This is a genomic window from Uliginosibacterium flavum, from assembly GCF_040566545.1.
Lineage (GTDB): Bacteria > Pseudomonadota > Gammaproteobacteria > Burkholderiales > Rhodocyclaceae > Uliginosibacterium > Uliginosibacterium flavum.
Map to the genome: position 1 here is coordinate 155981 of NZ_JBEWZI010000002.1, position 17508 is coordinate 173488.

13 protein-coding genes are annotated in these 17508 nt (G+C 62.1%); 8 read left to right on the top strand and 5 right to left on the bottom strand.

Features of this window, described 5'->3' with window-relative positions; translation table 11 throughout:
- Positions 1-38: 38 nt before the first annotated feature.
- The 4 genes from ABXR19_RS02390 to ABXR19_RS02405 form a co-directional block, all read right to left on the bottom strand.
- Positions 39-1931: a potassium transporter Kup gene (locus tag ABXR19_RS02390; protein ID WP_354599483.1), complete on the bottom strand. Its 1893-nt coding sequence runs from the start codon at positions 1929-1931 to the stop codon at positions 39-41.
- Between the two features lie 64 nt (positions 1932-1995).
- Positions 1996-2676 carry a response regulator gene (locus ABXR19_RS02395; protein WP_354599484.1) on the bottom strand — a complete coding sequence of 227 codons (681 nt, stop codon included), beginning with the start codon at positions 2674-2676 and terminating at the stop codon, positions 1996-1998.
- On the bottom strand, positions 2669-4228 hold the full coding sequence (locus ABXR19_RS02400; RefSeq protein WP_354599485.1) for a DUF4118 domain-containing protein: 1560 nt from the start codon (positions 4226-4228) through the stop codon (positions 2669-2671). The genes ABXR19_RS02395 and ABXR19_RS02400 overlap by 8 nt, the downstream gene beginning before the upstream one ends.
- Positions 4229-4270: 42 nt before the next feature.
- Positions 4271-5314, bottom strand: a complete 1044-nt coding sequence (locus tag ABXR19_RS02405; RefSeq protein ID WP_354599486.1) for a patatin-like phospholipase family protein — start codon at positions 5312-5314, stop codon at positions 4271-4273.
- A 120-nt stretch (positions 5315-5434) separates the two neighbouring features.
- Here ABXR19_RS02405 and nudC point away from each other — a divergent pair, with 120 nt between their 5' ends.
- Both nudC and dctP read left to right on the top strand, forming a co-directional pair.
- Positions 5435-6265: an NAD(+) diphosphatase gene (gene nudC / locus ABXR19_RS02410; protein ID WP_354599487.1), complete on the top strand. Its 831-nt coding sequence runs from the start codon at positions 5435-5437 to the stop codon at positions 6263-6265.
- A 137-nt stretch (positions 6266-6402) separates the two neighbouring features.
- Complete coding sequence (dctP, locus tag ABXR19_RS02415) at positions 6403-7398, top strand: TRAP transporter substrate-binding protein DctP (RefSeq protein WP_354599488.1); 996 nt, start codon at positions 6403-6405, stop codon at positions 7396-7398.
- A 5-nt stretch (positions 7399-7403) separates the two neighbouring features.
- On the opposite strand, the gene ABXR19_RS02420 is transcribed toward dctP, so the two are convergent.
- Positions 7404-8810 (bottom strand): MFS transporter, encoded by a 1407-nt coding sequence (locus ABXR19_RS02420; RefSeq protein WP_354599489.1) that lies wholly within the window; start codon positions 8808-8810, stop codon positions 7404-7406.
- A gap of 290 nt (positions 8811-9100) precedes the next feature.
- Between ABXR19_RS02420 and gpmI the strand changes: the two genes are divergently transcribed.
- From gpmI to ABXR19_RS02450, 6 genes are all read left to right on the top strand, one after another.
- A complete protein-coding gene (gene gpmI, locus ABXR19_RS02425; RefSeq protein WP_354599490.1) occupies positions 9101-10735 on the top strand; it encodes a 2,3-bisphosphoglycerate-independent phosphoglycerate mutase in 1635 nt (544 codons plus the stop codon).
- 177 nt (positions 10736-10912) lie between these two features.
- Positions 10913-12718 (top strand): ABCB family ABC transporter ATP-binding protein/permease, encoded by a 1806-nt coding sequence (locus tag ABXR19_RS02430; protein WP_354599491.1) that lies wholly within the window; start codon positions 10913-10915, stop codon positions 12716-12718.
- Between the two features lie 359 nt (positions 12719-13077).
- Entirely contained in the window at positions 13078-13569 is a 492-nt protein-coding gene (rfaE2, locus tag ABXR19_RS02435; RefSeq protein ID WP_354599492.1) for a D-glycero-beta-D-manno-heptose 1-phosphate adenylyltransferase, read from the top strand.
- Positions 13570-13744: 175 nt separating this feature from the next.
- Positions 13745-14980 (top strand): pectinesterase family protein, encoded by a 1236-nt coding sequence (locus ABXR19_RS02440; RefSeq protein WP_354599493.1) that lies wholly within the window; start codon positions 13745-13747, stop codon positions 14978-14980.
- Positions 14981-15108: 128 nt separating this feature from the next.
- Positions 15109-16041, top strand: a complete 933-nt coding sequence (gene cysK, locus ABXR19_RS02445; protein WP_354599494.1) for a cysteine synthase A — start codon at positions 15109-15111, stop codon at positions 16039-16041.
- 108 nt (positions 16042-16149) lie between these two features.
- Positions 16150-17295 carry a MalY/PatB family protein gene (locus ABXR19_RS02450; RefSeq protein WP_354599495.1) on the top strand — a complete coding sequence of 382 codons (1146 nt, stop codon included), beginning with the start codon at positions 16150-16152 and terminating at the stop codon, positions 17293-17295.
- Positions 17296-17508 lie beyond the last annotated feature (213 nt).

Here is a 17508-nt window from a genome sequence, read left to right on the forward strand (position 1 = left end):
CTTGCGACTTGCGACTTGCGACTTGCGACTTGCGAGGATCAGATCATCACCCGGCTGCCCAGCTCCACCACCCGCGCCGTCGGCAGCTTGAAGAAGTTGGCCGCACTGGAGGCATTGCGGAACAGGAATTCGAACATGCGCTCACGCCAGATTGCCATGCCGCGCACTTCAAGGGACGGCAGGATGGTTTCGCGGCTGAGGAAGTAGGACACCTGCTGCGGATCGATCTCCAGCCCTTGCTCCGCGCAGCGCAACAGCGCGGTGGGCAGATCTGGCTCTTCCATGAAACCGAAACGTACCAGCACGCGATGGAAGGTCTTGCCCAACTGCTGCACTTCGACGCGATCTTCAACAGGCACGCGCGGCACGGTTTCGATGATCACGCTGACGAAGACCGTGCGCTCGTGCAGCACCAGATTGTGCTTGAGGTTGTGCAGCAACGCGGTCGGCACCTGATCCGCACGCGGATTGAGGAAGAGCGCGGTATGCGGCACGCGGTGAATGTCATCACCATCAAGCATGCGGGCAAACGGAGCCAGCGGCACGTCGTCGTTTTTCTGCGCCTCGGCCAGCAGCACGCGCCCGCGTCGCCAGGTAAACAGGATCAGACTGACGAGTCCGCCAAAAACCAATGGGAACCAGCCCCCATCGGCGATCTTCAGGCCATTCGAGGCCAGAAAAACCAACTCGACAAACAGCAAGGGCACGAAAACCAGGCCGCACACCACAGGCGGCCACTTCCATTCGCGCAGCGCCACCGCGAAAGCCAGCGCGCTGGTCACCAGCATGGTCAGCGTCACGGCAATGCCATAGGCGGCAGCCAGATTGGTCGAGGAGCGGAAGCCGATCACGGTGAGCAGCACGAAGACCAGCAGCGTCCAGTTGATGAAGGGCAGATAGATCTGGCCCATCTGCGCGCCGGAGGTGTGCTTGACCGGCATGCGCGGGCAGAAGCCGAGCTGAATCAGCTGCAAGGTCACCGAATACGCACCGGTGATCAAGGCCTGCGAAGCGATCACGGTCGCCGCTGTAGCCAGGCCCACCATCGGATACAGCGCCCAGCCGGGCACGCCAAGGTAGAACGGATTCACGGCAGTGGCCGGATTGCTGATCATCAGCGCGCCCTGGCCCAGATAGTTCAACAGCAAGCTGGGTAGCACGAAGAAGAGCCAGCCATAGCGGATCGGGCGAATACCGAAGTGGCCCATGTCGGCATACAGCGCCTCGCCCCCGGTGATGGTAAGGAATACGGCGCCCATCGCGAAGAAAGTCAGCTTCGGACTATTGATGGCAAAAGCGATCGCGTGATGCGGCGACAGCGCTGCCAACACTTGCGGATGGGCCACGATGTTGTACAGACCGATAGCCGCCAGACACAGAAACCACAGGATCACGAAATAGCCGAAAAAGCCGCCGATACGCGCCGTGCCGTGCCGTTGCACCGCAAACAAACCGACCAGGATGCCCAGCGTGATCGGCACGACCCAGGGCTTCAATGCCGGCGTGGCGATCTCCAGACCTTCCACCGCAGACAGCACCGAGATGGCCGGCGTAATGATGCCATCCCCATAAAACAGCGACGCTCCGACAATGCCCAGCGCTATTGCGACCGTCTTCTTGCGTGGAGAGTCGGCTGCCCCGGACAGCACCCGTGCCATCAGTGCGACCACGCCCCCCTCGCCGTGATTGTCGGCGCGCAACACGATCATGACGTACTTGAAAGTCACGATGATCAAGAGGCTCCACACGATCAGCGAGAGCACGCCGAACACATTTTCAGGTGTAACCGGCAGAGCATGGTGGCTGGCCGGATTGAAGGCCTCCTTCAGCGCATACAGCGGACTGGTGCCGATGTCGCCATACACCACACCCAGCGCCGCCAGCACCAGTTTCGGCAGGGCTTGCGAGGACTCGCCATGGGGATTACTCATGAAATTCTCCGGAGATTATGCACACGCGACTGAGCCACAAACGGCGCCACGCCTCTTGCTTCATTCAAATGACAAACCGGTATCCGGTACCCGTCTCGGTCACAAAGTGGCGCGGACGCGCCGGATCGATTTCAAGCTTGTGACGCAGATGCCCGACATACACCCGCAAGTAATGTGCGCTTTCGACAAAGGCCGGCCCCCACACATCGCGCAGCAACTGGCGATGTGTCAGCACCTTTCCCTGCCCGGCGATCATTGCGCAGAGCAGGCGATATTCAATCGGCGTCAGATGCAGTTCCACACCCGCGCGGATGACACGACGGCGGGCGAAATCCACCTCCACCTCGCCAAAGCGCATCAAGGGCAGCTCACTGCGCCCGCCCCGGCGCAGCAGCGCACGCACGCGGGCCAGCAACTCGCCCTTGGAAAAGGGCTTGATCAGGTAATCGTCTGCGCCAGCATCCAGTGCCTCGATCTTGTCGCGCTCCTGGCTGCGCGCGGAGAGCACCAGCACCGGCAACTCCGTCCAGGCACGCAACTCGCCGATGAAGCGCTTGCCATCACCATCAGGCAAGCCCAGGTCCAGCACCACCAGTTGTGGGCATTCCTGCGCCAGTCGCTCGCGCGCATCTGCCATCGAACCCGCCTCCACGCAGCGTAAGGGCACGCTTGCCAAGGCATCGCAAAGCAGGCGGCGGATCTGCGGCTCGTCTTCCAGCACCAAAGCCAGGGGAGACTCATTCATGCAGCCCCCCCTCTTCCTCTTCCACGCTCGGCGGTGCGCCGCGTGGCAGGGTGAACGCAAACCAGGCGCCGCCCTCGGCCCGATCGCCGGCGGAAAGCACGCCACCATGCGCTTCAACAATGATCTTGCAGATCGACAGCCCCAGGCCCAGACCGGTTTCGGTAGCCACGCCAGCGCCGCGCACGAAGGGCTCGAAAAGTTGTTCAACGGCGCCGGGCGGCAGACCGCAGCCGGCATCTTCCACGCGGATGCTGACGGCAGCCTCGCCCAATTCAGCGGCCACGCGGATCGGACTGCCGGGCGGGCTGAACTTGGCCGCATTCTCCAGCAGATTGCACAACACACGTTCGATCAGCACGGCATCGAACTCAAGCAAAGGCAGCTCTGCGGGCAGACAGACTTCCAACCGATGCGCGGCGAGCCGATCCCCCAGATGCGCAAGGGCTGCGCCCACAATTTCTTCAAGTGACTGCCAATCGCGGCGCAGCACCACACGACTGGATTGCAGGCGCGCCATGTCCAGCAGATTATTGACCAGCTCGCTCATGCGCATGGCCTGCTCACGGATCGCCAGTGCCAACGTGCCGGTAGATGCGCCTTCGGCATCGAGCAGGGCATCGGCCTGACCGACCATGATGGTCAGCGGCGTCCGGATGTCATGCGACAAGGCCGACAGGATGGTGCTGCGCAGCCGTTCGCGCTCCATATCAAGCGTCGCCTGCTGCGCCACCTTGACGTAGTGCAAACGCTCCAGCGCAATCGCCACCAGCAAGGCCACCGCCGTCAGCGACTGCCGCTGCGCAGTCCCCAGACGTACTTCTGGCGCACTCACCGCCAGCACCCCGCGCCGGCGCATCGGCGCGTCCAGCGGCAAGAGCAGGAGACGATACCCGCTGCGCAACAGATCGTCCTGCTCGTGCGGTCGGCCGTCGTGCAACACGGTTTCGATCAAGGCCGGAATCAGGCACAGGCCCGCACCCGGCAATACCGCGGCTTCACCGTTCGCATTCAAACGGCGTAATTGTTCACGCGAGCTGAGCCACCACAAGTCCGCCAGACCGCCCATTTCTTCGCTGACGAACTGCTCCAGCAAGGCGTGCACCTGACTCATGTCGATGGCGCCCGCCAACTCACGTGCCAGCGCGTACTGGCGCTGCGCGGCGCGCTCGCCGACGGCGGCCACATCGGCCTGCTGGCGCAAACGGGCCATCAACTCGGCCAGCAGCAGGCCAACCAGCAGCATCACGGCAAAGGTCAGCAGGTATTGCACATCACCCACCGCAAAGGACAGGCGCGGCGGGACATGGAAGTAGTCGAAAGCCAGCACACCCAGCAGTGCACACCAGGCGGCCGGGCCACGCGAATAGCGCAGCGCAATGCCGACGACCAGCAACAGGTAGAGCATGACCAGATTGGAGGGATCGACCCAGGCCAGAAGCGGCTGAGTCAGCGTGGTGAGCAGCGCAACACCGAGCGAGGCCGCCGCGTAGCCCACGCGTGGGCTGCGCCAGCGGCCAGGGGCAGATCGGGCAGAGGGATCAAAAGTATCCATGCCCGCAGCTTAGCCGTCGGGATGTAAAAAAGATGAAGAAATTCAGCTGACCAGATGCGACAGCTCGCTGCGGGCATAACGCGCCGCCGATTCGTAACCCACATCGAAAAGACGCGTCAGATTGCTGCGCGACCAGTCGAACACATCCGGCAGATCAGCATCGGGCACGTCTTCAACCAGTGGCACGCGATGCGGCTTGTGCAACTTGGGATATTTGCCCAGATGCTCGGCTTCGAAGATCTTCAGGTCGTCGCGAGCGATTTCGATCAGCGGGGTCAGGATGGACATGACCCAGGCGTCGTAGAGACCGCGCGGAGCACGGAGCAGGCGATCCGCGCCGAGCAGATCAAACACGACGATCTCTTCCAGATTCGGATGCAGGGCAAGCAGATCCTTGAAGTTCAGGCAATCCAGCGCTGCGCCTTCGATATACAAGCCGTCATCCAGTTCCGTCGGCGGATACAGGAAGGGGAAGGACAGCGCGGCCTGCAGATGCTGCGGCGTAAGCTGGGCCTTGTTGAAGTTCTCCATCTTGCGCGTGCGCAGGTTGAAGGCATTCACGTAAAGCTCGGGCTGGATATCCGGGATGGCGGCGAAATCGATGATCTGCTCGGCAAACGGAACGTGCGCGCACAGACCCAGCGATTGGGCGCTCAAGTCACTCGGACAGCCATTGGCGAGCATCAGCTCGGAGCAATCCTTGAGCAGCTGACTCAGCGGATCACGCGCCGGCCAATCCATCAGCTTCTGAATAAAAGGATTGAGGCCCAGCGCACGGCGATACATCTCCGCCATCGCGCCGGGTTTGTTGAATACCTTGAAATTGACCGGCAGGGCGTCGTAGAGCGGATCAGCAATGCCCAGCTCGGAGACCCCGGCGAGCGTCGTTACCGGATCGCCATCCTTGGGTGCGCAGTACATCAGACCCAGCAGCGCACCGGCACCAGCGGTGGAGATGACATCAAACTTGAGGCCAATCTCGTGAAAGGCGACCAGCGCGCCGGCAACGAGCGTGGCATTTGGTGCGCCGCCGCTGATGATCAGCGCGGTGCGGGCATGATCCTGCTTGCGGGCCTTGGTCGCCATGATTCCTCTCCCCTGCGTTAAACTCGAATCGAAAGAATAAAGGAAAACCCTGCCTCATTCCGGCACCTGCCCCATCGTTCGGGTCGCCCCCTTCAAGCTAATCACTGGAATATTTCAAACATGCAGTGGCCTGACGATTTCAGCCCCGGTTTCAGCCCAAGCACCGCCCGGGCGGGCGATGACGTCCATCACTTCGCCTTCATCGGCGATGAAATTCTTCTCTGCCCGGAGAGCCGCATGGCATCTGCCTCGCAGCTCACCCTGCTCGGTGAGCCGCGCGCAGCCTTCGTCTTCGGGCAGCTTGCCGGCAAACCCTGCGTCCTCGCGGCCTGGCAGGCAGATGTCCCCATACCAGCCGGCTTGCAACGCATCAACGTGCGTCAGGCTTTCGAGCTGCTGCCCGCCGGCCACTGGAGTCTGGCCGCGCGCGCCAAGCAGATGCTGAGCTGGGATCTGGCCACGCGCTTCTGCGGCACCTGCGCTAGCCCGACCCAGGCAATGGACGGCGAGCCCGCCAAGCTCTGCCCGAACTGCGGCCAGCGCAGCTACCCGCAAATTGCCCCGGCGATCATGTGTCTGGTGCGCCGTGGCAATGAACTGCTGCTGGCCCGCTCGGCCCATTTTCGCCCCGGCATGTACAGCGCCCTGGCGGGTTTCGTCGAGGCCGGCGAAAGCGTGGAAGCCTGTGTGCACCGCGAAGTCTTCGAAGAAACCGGCATCCGGGTCACCAACCTGCGCTGGTTCGCCAGTCAGCCCTGGCCCTTTCCGCAATCCCTGATGCTGGCCTTCCACGCCGATTATGCCGGCGGCGAAATCGTGCCGCAGCCCGGCGAGATCGAGGATGCGCAATGGTTCCGCCTTGACGCCTTGCCCGATCTGCCCTCTGCCGTCAGCATTGCTTCGCGCCTGATCGAAGCAGGCATCGCCGAGTGCAACAAGACTCTGGCCTGAGCAATTTGGGTCGTAAATAAAACTTTGTTACACGCAGACACACAGAAACACTTGCCGACCATTGGAGCTCAGTGCATTCTGCGCGGTATCGCCCTGAAACCTAAGGGTATTGTTAATTTGCACTTGTGAGGATTGCCATGCCAACCCGAATCCTGTTATCCCTTCTGACAGCCCTGATCCTGTGTAGCGCCAGCCTGTCGGTGCAGGCCGTCGAGCTCAAGGGCTGGCTGCGCGAAGCCCAGGAATACCCCCAGCATCAAGGCCTGCTCTACTTCTTTGAACGCATCAAGACCAACACCCAGGGCCGCTACACAGGCCGGGTGTTGTGCTGCGAAGAGCTCGGCCAGCAGAGAGATGTTGTCCCGAAATTCAAGAGTGGCGAAGTCGATGTCGTGCTGTTTTTCTCATCGGCACTGACCGCGGATGTGCCCGAAATGGCCGTATTCAGCCTGCCCTTCATCTTCCGCAATCCGGATCACATGATGTCGGTGCTCAACGGCGAAGCAGGTCAGGACATGCAGGAGCTGCTGCAGAAAAAAGGCTACACCGTGCTGGCCTGGTATGACGGTGGCTCGCGCTCCTTCTACTCACGCAACAAGACCTTGGCTTACGCCTCCGACTTCAAGGGCCAGAAGATCCGCGTCCCCAACAAGGCGGACATGATCTCGATGGTCAAGGCGCTTGAGGGCTCGCCCTCGACGCTGGCCTTCGACAAGGTGCCAACAGCGCTCAAGAGCGGCGAACTGGATATTGCAGAAAACGACTTCACGTCTTATTACACGTCCGAACACTACAAGGTTGCCCCGTATTACACCTTCAGCCATCACACCGTGCAGCCGATTGCTTTGCTCGTCTCTGCCAAACGCTGGGCCGGCCTGAGCGAAGCGGACAAAGCAGCGTTCCGCCTGTCCGCACAGGAATCCGCCGTGCAAGCAGCCAAGATCCGCAGTCAGCGTGACAACGAGATCCGCGCCAAGCTGGACAAGGCCGGCGTGAAGTTCAGCGAGTTCCGCGGCGCCACCACCGCGATTTCACTGATGAAGACCACCTACGAGCCGGTGATCGTCAGTCCCAAGGCGACCGAACTGATGGTCAAAATCATGACCGGCACGCGCGGCAAGGTCAGCGAGTAAGCGCCTCACTCTTCGAGCGGGCGGCCATGCCCTGAAATGGCCGCCCCCGCATTCCTCACCAGCGTCCTCAGCCAGATCAGCGAACTGAGTGACACCAGCGCAATGACGATGAAGGCCGGCGGAAAGTCCGCCGCCACCACGCTCGCATGTCCCTGCAAAAAGCCGGAACCCTGCAGCGCAAACGCCCCCACCGTCACCCCCATTCCCGCTGCCAGTTGCTGCACCACACTGGCCAGACTGGTCGCCTGACTCATCTGCGGCCGCTCGATATCGGCATAGGCCAGCGCGTTCAGGCTGGTAAATTGCAGCGAGCGGAAGCAGCCGCCGATCAGCAACACCACCGTGATCAGGGCGTGCGGCGTATGTGATGTAAATACACCGATCAGCATCAGCGAAGCCGCTGCGACCACCGTATTCCAGATCAGCACACGCCGGAAACCGAAACGCTGCAGGATGCGCGCTGCCATGGTCTTCATGAACAGCGCACCGACCGCCGAAGCACAGGTCAGCAAGCCGGATTCAAAAGAGCTCAGGCCAAAGCCCAATTGCAGAAACAGCGGTAGCAGGAAAGGAATCGCGCCGATGCCGATGCGAAAAAAGAAGCCCGCCACCACGCCGATGCGAAAAGTCGGGATCTGCAGCAACCCAAGATTCAACAAGGGATGTAACTTGCTGCGCGCCGTCCACACGTAGGCACTCACCAGCAGCACACCAGCGACAATGCCTGCCAATGCCACCGGCAGTGAAACCAGATGTCGCCCGGCCGTGGCCAGGCCCAGCATCAACGCCGACAAGCCCAGCGCCGAGAGCAGGAAACCGCTCCAGTCCAAGGGCTGCACGAACTCATCACGCAGATTCTCGATATGTCGTCCAGCCATCACCAGGCCAATAATGCTGATCGGGATGTTGATGAAAAAGATCCAGCGCCAGTGAAAATAGGTGCTGATAAAGCCACCCAGCGGCGGCCCGATTACCGGCCCGATCAGCGCCGGAATCGTCAGATAACTCAGCGCCCGCACCATCTCCGCCTTGGTCGTGCTGCGCAAGACCACCAGCCGCCCCACCGGCACCATCATCGCCCCGCCCATGCCTTGCACGAAACGCGCCGCCACAAACCCCACCAGCGAACCGGACAGCGCGCACAGGATGGAGCCAGCCATGAATACGCAAATGGCCGAGCGAAACACCGTACGCGAGCCGAAGCGATCCGCCATCCAGCCGCTGATCGGGATGAACACGGCGAGGCTCAACAGATAGGAGGTCAGCGCCAGCTTCAGCGCAATCGGGTCTTCATGCAGATCACGCGCAATCGTCGGCAGCGAGGTGGCGATCACCGTCGAGTCCATGTTCTCCATGAACAGGGCACAGGCGACGATCATCGGAACAAGGATGTGCTTGGGGATGCGGAACACAGCGCGCCACGGAACGAACGAAGGCGCCAGTGTGCCGCAGTTTGCTGCGCCGCGGCGAGCGGAGTCACGCAGGCTTGCCGAAGCATGCGGCCTGAAGAGGCCCTCTGGGTCAGCCTCTGCAGACACCCCGCCCGCCAAGGCAAGCGGAGCGCGGGTCTTCAGCAACCCTACCCGACTGTCACGCCAAAACCTGCGAAAACGCAAGCAAAGCGCAATTCACTGCTGCGCCCGAACGCCTGCCGCGCGATAATGCGGGACTTCGCCTTACTCATTTGCTTCAGGGATAGAACATGCTCAGCAAACTTGCTTCCTTCGCCGGTATTCAAGGCCCGGTGGTCACGATCGTCATGGATGGTTTCGGCATTGCGAAATCAGATGTCGGCAGTGCCATTGTCGCCGCCAACACCCCCACGCTGGACAAGCTCTACGCCACCTGTCCGCACATAACCCTGCGCGCCCACGGCACCGCCGTCGGCATGCCGTCGGATGAAGACATGGGCAATTCCGAAGTCGGCCACAACGCCATCGGCGCCGGCCAGGTATACAGCCAGGGCGCCTCGCTGGTGGCAGACGCGATTGCCTCGGGCCAGATCTGGCAAGGCCGCGCCTGGCAAGAGATCGTCGCCGGCGCCAAAGCCAGCACTCTGCACTTCATCGGCCTGTTCTCGGATGGCAATGTGCACGCCCACGTCGATCACCTGAAAGCCATGATCCTGCGCGCCAAGGAAGAAGGCGTGAAGACTGTCCGCATCCACGCCATGCTCGATGGCCGCGATGTGCCGGAAACCAGCGCGCTGGACTACGTCGAACCCTTCGAAGCCTTCCTCTCCGGCCTGAACGGTGCGGACTTCGACGCCCAATTCGCCTCCGGCGGCGGCCGCATGGCCATCACCATGGACCGCTACGACGCCAACTGGAGCATGGTCGACAAAGGCTGGCACACCCATGTTCTGGGCGAAGGCCCGCAATTCGCCAGCGCCTCGGACGCCATCAAGGGCCTGCGCGCCCAGTTCCCCGGCACCATCGACCAGGATCTGCCCGCTTTTGTGATCGCCAAGGACGGCAAGGCTGTCGGCACCATCGAAGACGGTGACTCGGTCGTGTTCTACAACTTCCGTGGCGACCGTGCGCTGGAAATCACCCTCGCCTTCGAAGGCGACAACTTCGCCAAGTTCGACCGCGTGCGCGTACCCAAAGTGACCTACGCCGGCATGCTGCAATACGACGGCGACCTGAAGCTGCCGAAGCGCTTCCTGGTCAACCCGCCGGTCATTCTCGACACCACCGGCGAATGGTTCGCCAAGAGCGGCATCAAGCAATTCGCCTGCTCCGAGACCCAGAAATTCGGCCACGTCACCTACTTCTGGAACGGCAACCGCTCCAACAAGTTCGAAGGTGAAACCTACCTTGAAGTGCCCAGCGACGTGGTGCCGTTTGAACAGCGCCCATGGATGAAGGCCGCCGAAATCGCCGATGCGATGATCGACGCCCTGCGCAGCGGCGAATACAAAACCCTGCGCTGCAACTTCGCCAACGGCGACATGGTCGGCCACACCGGCAACTTCCGCGCCGCGACGATGGCCGTGGAAGCCGTGGATCTGGAACTCGCCCGCGTGCTGCAAGTGGTCGACGAGATGGGCGGCGTCGCCCTGATTACCGCCGACCACGGCAATGCCGACGAAATGTTCGAGCTGGACAAGAAGACCAAGCAGCCTTCACTCAACGCCGATGGCAGCTACAAGGCCAAGACCGCCCACACCCTCAACCCGGTACCGCTGATCCTCTTCGGCAAGGCCGCCGCCGGCAAGCTGGGTCTGAAACAGATCGAAGGCGCCGGCCTCTCCAACATCGCCGCGACCACCGCCAACCTGCTCGGCTTCGAAAAGCATGCCAAGTGGGATGAGAGCCTGCTGGAAATCAAGTAAGCCAGCGGGCGCAATGCCCGGCTGAAACGACAAAGCCCGCTGTTGCTTGTGCTCCAGCGGGCTTTTTCATTTCAGGACAGACTGAAGAGCCGCACGGAACAAGGATCTTCGGATAGGTATTCGCAAGACTCAGACTGCATGCCCCTGACAGGCGGCGTAGCCCCTACAATCTCCCCCATGCGACGCTCCCACTCCACGACCCTGCCTGATCCGGCCAAGCCCGGTGAACTTCACGCCCTGAATACTCTGCGCAGTCTGCTGCCCTATCTGTGGCAATGGCGTGCGCGCATTGCGCTGGCGCTCAGCTGCCTGATTGCGGCCAAGGTGGCCAACGTGTGGGTGCCACTGATCTTCAAGCACATCGTCGATGCGTTGGCGATCACTCCCGCGCAGGCCTTCATCGTGGTGCCGGCGGCCCTGCTGCTGGCCTATGGCGTGCTGCGTTTTTCGACCTCGATGTTCACCGAGCTGCGCGAAATCCTGTTTGCCCGCGTCACTCAGGAATGCGTGCGGCGCATCGCGCTGGGCGTGTTCGAACACCTGCACGCGCTATCGCTGCGCTTTCATCTGGAACGCCAGACCGGCGGCCTGTCGCGCGACATCGAACGCGGCACGCGCTCGGTCAATTCCCTGATCAATTTCGCCATCTACAGCATCCTGCCGACGCTGGTCGAAATCAGTCTGGTGATGGGCGTGCTGCTGGTGAAATACGAGCCGGTGTATGCGCTGATCACCGCCGCCACGCTGACGGCCTACATCCTGTTCACGATCAAGGTCACCAACTGGCGCACCGCCTTGCGCCGCGAAGCCAACGAGCTGGATTCGGCCGCCAACGCCCGCGCCATCGACGCGCTGATCAATTACGAAACGGTGAAGTACTTCAACAATGAGGCCTGGGAAGCGCAGCGTTATGACGAGAAGCTGCGTGCCTGGAGTAAGGCACAGGTACGCAACCAGATCTCGCTCTCGCTGCTCAACATGGGTCAGGCCGCGATCATCGCCAGCGGCGTCACCGCCATGATGTGGCAGGCCGCTGCCGGCGTGGCTGCAGGCAAAATGAGCCTGGGCGATATCGTGCTGGTGAATGCCTTCCTGATCCAGCTGTATGCACCGCTGAATTTCCTTGGCGTGCTCTACCGCGAAATCCGCCAGTCGCTGACGGACATCGAACGCATGTTCGGCCTGATGCGCACCGAGCGCGAAGTGGCCGACGCGCCCAACGCCAGCGAACTCGCGGCCGGACCGATGAGTCTGAGTTTCGACGCCGTCGGCTTTGCTTACGATCCGCGCCGGCCGGTGCTGACGGACGTTTCGCTGACAGTCCCGCCCGGCCACACCCTGGCCGTGGTCGGCCATTCCGGCGGCGGCAAGTCCACGCTGGCGCGTCTGGTTTTCCGTTTCTACGACGTGAGCAGCGGCGCGATCCGCATCAACGGCACGGACATCCGCCAGATCAGCCAGAACAGTCTGCGCCGCGCCATCGGCATCGTGCCGCAGGACACCGTGCTGTTCAACGACAGCATCTACTACAACATCCTGTATGGCCGCCCGGACGCCAGCCACGAGGAGGTCATCGCCGCCGCGCAGGCCGCGCAACTCCACGACTTCATCAGCCGCCTGCCCGATGGCTACGAAACCAAGGTCGGCGAGCGCGGTTTGAAGCTTTCCGGTGGCGAGAAGCAGCGCGTGGCGATTGCCCGCACCCTGCTCAAGAACCCGAGCATTCTGGTTTTCGACGAAGCCACCTCGGCGCTCGATTCACGCACCGAGCAAGCCATCCAGGGGCAGCTCGAAGCCGCCGCGCGCGGGCGCACAGCACTGATCATCGCCCACCGCCTGTCCACCGTGATGAATGCCGACGAGATCGTGGTGCTGGAACAGGGCCGCGTGATCGAACGCGGCAGCCATGCAGCGCTGCTTTCGGCGGATGGCGCGTATGCCGCGATGTGGCGCCTGCAGTTGCAGGAGCGCGAAGAGGACTGAATCTGGGGACTGGGGACTGGGGACTGGGGACTGGGGACTGGGGCAGCGTGTCCCGAGAGCCGCGCCGGCCAAGCCTCTTCAGCACACCTGCCCGAAGAAGCTTAGCGGATGAGACTCTACAAGCATGTCCGTAGGAGCTAGCGCAGCTGGCGATTCACACGGGCAAATCGCCAGCTGCGCTAGCTCCTACGTCACCACCTCGAGAGCCTCGCCCATCTTGCCTGTGTAACACTCCGACCTGAAGACCCAATACGGGCGCGGCTCTACAAGCATGCCCACTCAGTCCTCAGTCCTCAGTCCTCAGTCCTGCTGTTTCAGATGCTATCCTGCCCCCCACTTTTCCAGCTCTTCTTGACGCCATGACACCCTACACCCGCCCTGAATTCGAATCGCGCATCGTCGCCCCGGAAGATCTCGCCCGCCGCATCGCCGAGTTGCCACGTCCGCTTGTTTTCACCAACGGTTGTTTCGACATCCTCCACCGTGGCCACGTAACCTATCTGGCGCAGGCCCGTGCCCTCGGCGCCTCGATGATCGTGGCCCTGAACACCGACGCCTCGGTGAAACGCCAGGGCAAGGGCGATGACCGCCCGATCAACACGCAGGAAGATCGCGCCGCAGTGATGGCCGCGCTGCGCTGCGCCGACATGGTGACCTGGTTCGACGAGGACACGCCGATCGAACGCATCCTGGAATGCAAGCCGGATATCCTCGTCAAGGGCGGTGACTGGCCGGTGGAGAAAATCGTTGGCTATACGGAAGTCCTCGGCTGGGGCGGCGCGGTGCACTCCATTCCGTTTGAGGTGGATCGTTCGACCACCGCGCTACTGGGCAAGATCCGATCACTCTGACGCCCGCCGCGCAGCGGTGCTCGACGCCACCCTCCCCCGTTCCGGGGAAGAGGGTGGCGCGTTGCGCCCCGCCAACATGAAAAACAATCGAACTTGGCAGGCGCGTGCGAGCGGCGTAGATTCCGTGTTTCCGGTTACAACAGGCAGGCACCCTGCCATCCAAAGGAGGATTTGCGTGAAGACTTATCAGAAGACTTTGAGCCTTGCCGTTGTGTCTGCCGTCATGCTTGGCGGCTGCGCCACTTCGCTGGAAGGCCCGATTGCGACCAGCACCGCCAAACGCCCGCAACTCTCCGTGGATCAGGCCGCCGGCCACACCATGGCGGCGTATTTCGCCAAGAGCGGCAACATTGAAGCGCTGGTGGCTGACCCGTGGGATCCCGTCACGAACGGCATCGGTGACGTCGCCAAGCTCAAGCCCACTTTCACCGTCGCCGCCGATGGCAGCGGCACGCACAAGAGCGTACAGGCCGCGATTGATGCCGTCGCCAAGGGCGGCACGGATCGCGTCTACATCCTCGTCAAACCCGGCGTGTATCGCGAGCAGGTGTGCATGAAGGACACCGCACCGGTCACGATCTACGGCACCGACAGCGATCCGACCAAAGTCGTGATCGTCAACAACATCGGCGCCGGCAGCAAGAAGGACAAGGAAGTCACCGCCAATGCCTGCGAAGGCCGCAAAGGTGCAGACACCTATGGCACCAGCGGCAGCACGACTTTCCTGGCCTATGCCGATGGTTTCCAGGCCAAGAACCTGACCGTTTCCAATGACTACGACGAAAGCGTCAGCCCGAAGAGCGGCACCCAGGCCGTCGCCCTGAACACGCGCGGCGACAAGGTCATTCTTGAAAATGTGCGTCTACTCGGCAATCAGGACACGCTGATGATGAAGTCACTGAACGTCGGCGCCATCGCCCGCGCCTACGTCACCAACAGCTACATCGAAGGTGATGTGGACTTCGTGTTCAGCCGTGCGCTGGCCGTGTTCGACAAGGTGGAATTCAAATCCCTGACGACCCGCGAAGGCTCGGAAGGCGGCTTCGTCTTCGCCCCCAGCCACCCGCAGATCTACAATTACGGCTTTCTGGTGACGAACTCGAAATTCACCTCGGACGCCAACAAGGACGGCAAGAAAATCAGCCTGGGCCGTGCCTGGGATGACAGTGGCGGCGTGTTTGTCGCCAAGGATGGCAGCAAGAGCCTGCCCAACGGCATGCTCGTGATCCGCAGCTCGTACATCGGCGCCCACATTGATGCCGAATCGCCCTGGAACAAGGCCGCCTCAACGAACCGCCCGTTTGATTCGGAAAAAGCGCAGACCGTGAAGTTCGGCAAGGAAGACGCCACTTTCCCGGCCAATCGCCTGTTTGAATTCCGTAATTCCGGCCCGGGCGCCGCGGGGAAGTAAGGAGCAGACGCATTCTCAAGGGGCCTGCGGGCCCCTTTTTTGCGTCTATGCTCATACCCATTCGTTTCTTCCATATTCCGGATCACGCAACATACAATTCAACCATATTCCACAAAAGGAGTCGCCCCATGAAGATCGCCACCAATGTCACCGAACTGATCGGCAATACCCCGCTGGTCCGCCTCAACCGCCTCGCCGCCGGCATCGACGGCACGGTACTGGCCAAGCTTGAATTCTTCAATCCCGGCCACAGCGTGAAGGATCGCATCGCCGCCGCCATGATCGAAGCCGCCGAGAAGGCCGGCAAGATCGGCCCGGACACCATCATTCTGGAACCCACTTCGGGCAACACCGGCATCGGTCTGGCCATGGTCTGTGCGGCCAAGGGCTACAAATGCGCCTTTGTGATGCCGGAAACCATGAGCCGCGAACGCCGCCTGCTGCTCAAGGCCTACGGCGCAGAGCTGATCCTGACCCCGGGCCCGGAAGGCATGCCCGGCGCGATCAAACGTGCTGTTGATCTGGCCACCAGCGACGCGCGTTACTTCATCCCGCAGCAGTTCGAAAACCCCGCGAATCCGGAGATCCACCGCAATACCACCGCCGAAGAAATCTGGCGTGACACCGACGGCACCGTCGACCTGTTCGTCGCCGGCGTCGGCACGGGCGGCACGGTGACCGGCGTGGGCGAAGCGCTCAAGGCCAGGAAGCCCGGGGTGAAAGTCTTCGCCGTCGAGCCGGACGCCAGCGCCGTACTGTCGGGTGCCCCGCGCGGCCCGCACCCGATCCAGGGCATCGGCGCAGGCTTCGTGCCGGCGATCCTGAACACCACGATCTATGACGAAGTGATTCGCGTAAGTAATGCTGACACCTTCGATATCGCCCGCCGCATGGCCACTGAAGAAGGCCTGCTGGTCGGCATCTCCAGCGGGGCAGCAGTATGGGCGGCGCTGGCCGTGGCACGCCGACCGGAGAATGCGGGCAAGACCACTGTGGTGATCATCCCGAGCTTTGGCGAGCGCTATCTGTCCACGCCGCTGTTCGAGCATCTGGCGGTTTGATCCCGAGAGCCTCATGCTTCACAACAAGGGCGCTGCGGCGCCTTTGTCATTTTTGAATCTGCTCGCCAGCGAGCCTACAATTGCGCATCGTTTCAGGAACATCGCACCATGCCTTTCAATTTCGACACGCCTCCCGACCGCAGCCATTCCGACAGCCTGAAGTGGCATCGCTACGCCGGTCGCGACATTCTCCCGCTATGGGTGGCCGACATGGATTTCGCCGCGCCGCCGCCGGTACTCAGCGCCCTGCAGCAGCGCATCGAACACGGCGTTTTCGGCTATGCCTATCACCGCGAATCACTGCTCGACGCAGTGGTCAGCGGCATCGCCCGCGATCACCACTGGCAGATCGAGCCGGAATGGATCGTGTGGCTGCCGGGTGTGGTGCAGGGCTTCAACCTGGCCTGCCGTCTGGCCGGCGAACCGGGCGATGGCGTGCTGACCTTTCCACCGATCTACCCGCCCATGCTGCTGGCGCCGGGCAATCACGAACGCCGGCTGGTGCGCAGTGATCTGATCCTTGCCGGCGGGCGTTGGGAATACGACTGGGACGGGCTGGATGCCCTGCTCGAAACCCAGAGCGCGAACCTGCTCCTGCTGTGCAATCCGCATAATCCGGTCGGGCGCGTGTGGTCCCGCGAGGAACTGACGCGTCTGGCCTGGCACGCCGAAAAAAATGACTGGCTGATCTGCTCGGACGACATCCATTGCGGGCTGGTGATCGACCCGACGCAGCGCTATATCCCCATCGCCTCGCTCGACGAAGCCGTGGCCCAGCGCAGCATCACGCTGATGGCGCCCTCAAAAACCTGGAACATCCCGGCGCTGGGTTGCGCCTTTGCGGTGATCCCGAATGCCAGCCTGCGCAAGCAATACCTCGCCACCGGGCGCGGTCTGCTGCCGGATGTCAATGTGCTGGGCCTGGTCGCCGCCGAAGCCGCCTACCGCGAGGGTGGTGCATGGCGCGCAGCACTGCTGCCCTACCTGCGCAGCAACGCGCAACGTGTGCATGAAGTCATCAACAGCCTGCCGGGGCTGAGCTGCACCGACATTGAAGCCACCTATCTGGCCTGGATCGACTGCCGTGGCCTGAACCAGCCGAACCCGCAGAAGTATCTGGAACTGCACGGCGTCGGCCTCTCGGACGGGCGCGACTTTGGCATGGACGGTTTCGTGCGCCTGAATTTCGGCTGCAGCCGCAAGCTGCTCGACGAAGCCCTGCGGCGGATCAGCCTGGCGGCGCTGGCAGCATGAGCAAGATCGAAGGGCCGCTCATTGTGTTGTCAAAGCCACGTTCTGTAGGGCCGACTTCAGTCGGCCACCCACGCGTGGCGTGCGACTGAAGTCGCACCTACGAGACATATCGCCAATGCCTGCCCGAACAGCCACACTGCCTTTTGGCTCTGCAGCACATCAACCTGAAGACCCGCCACCCGCGGACCTCTTCAGACATACATCCAGCAGAGA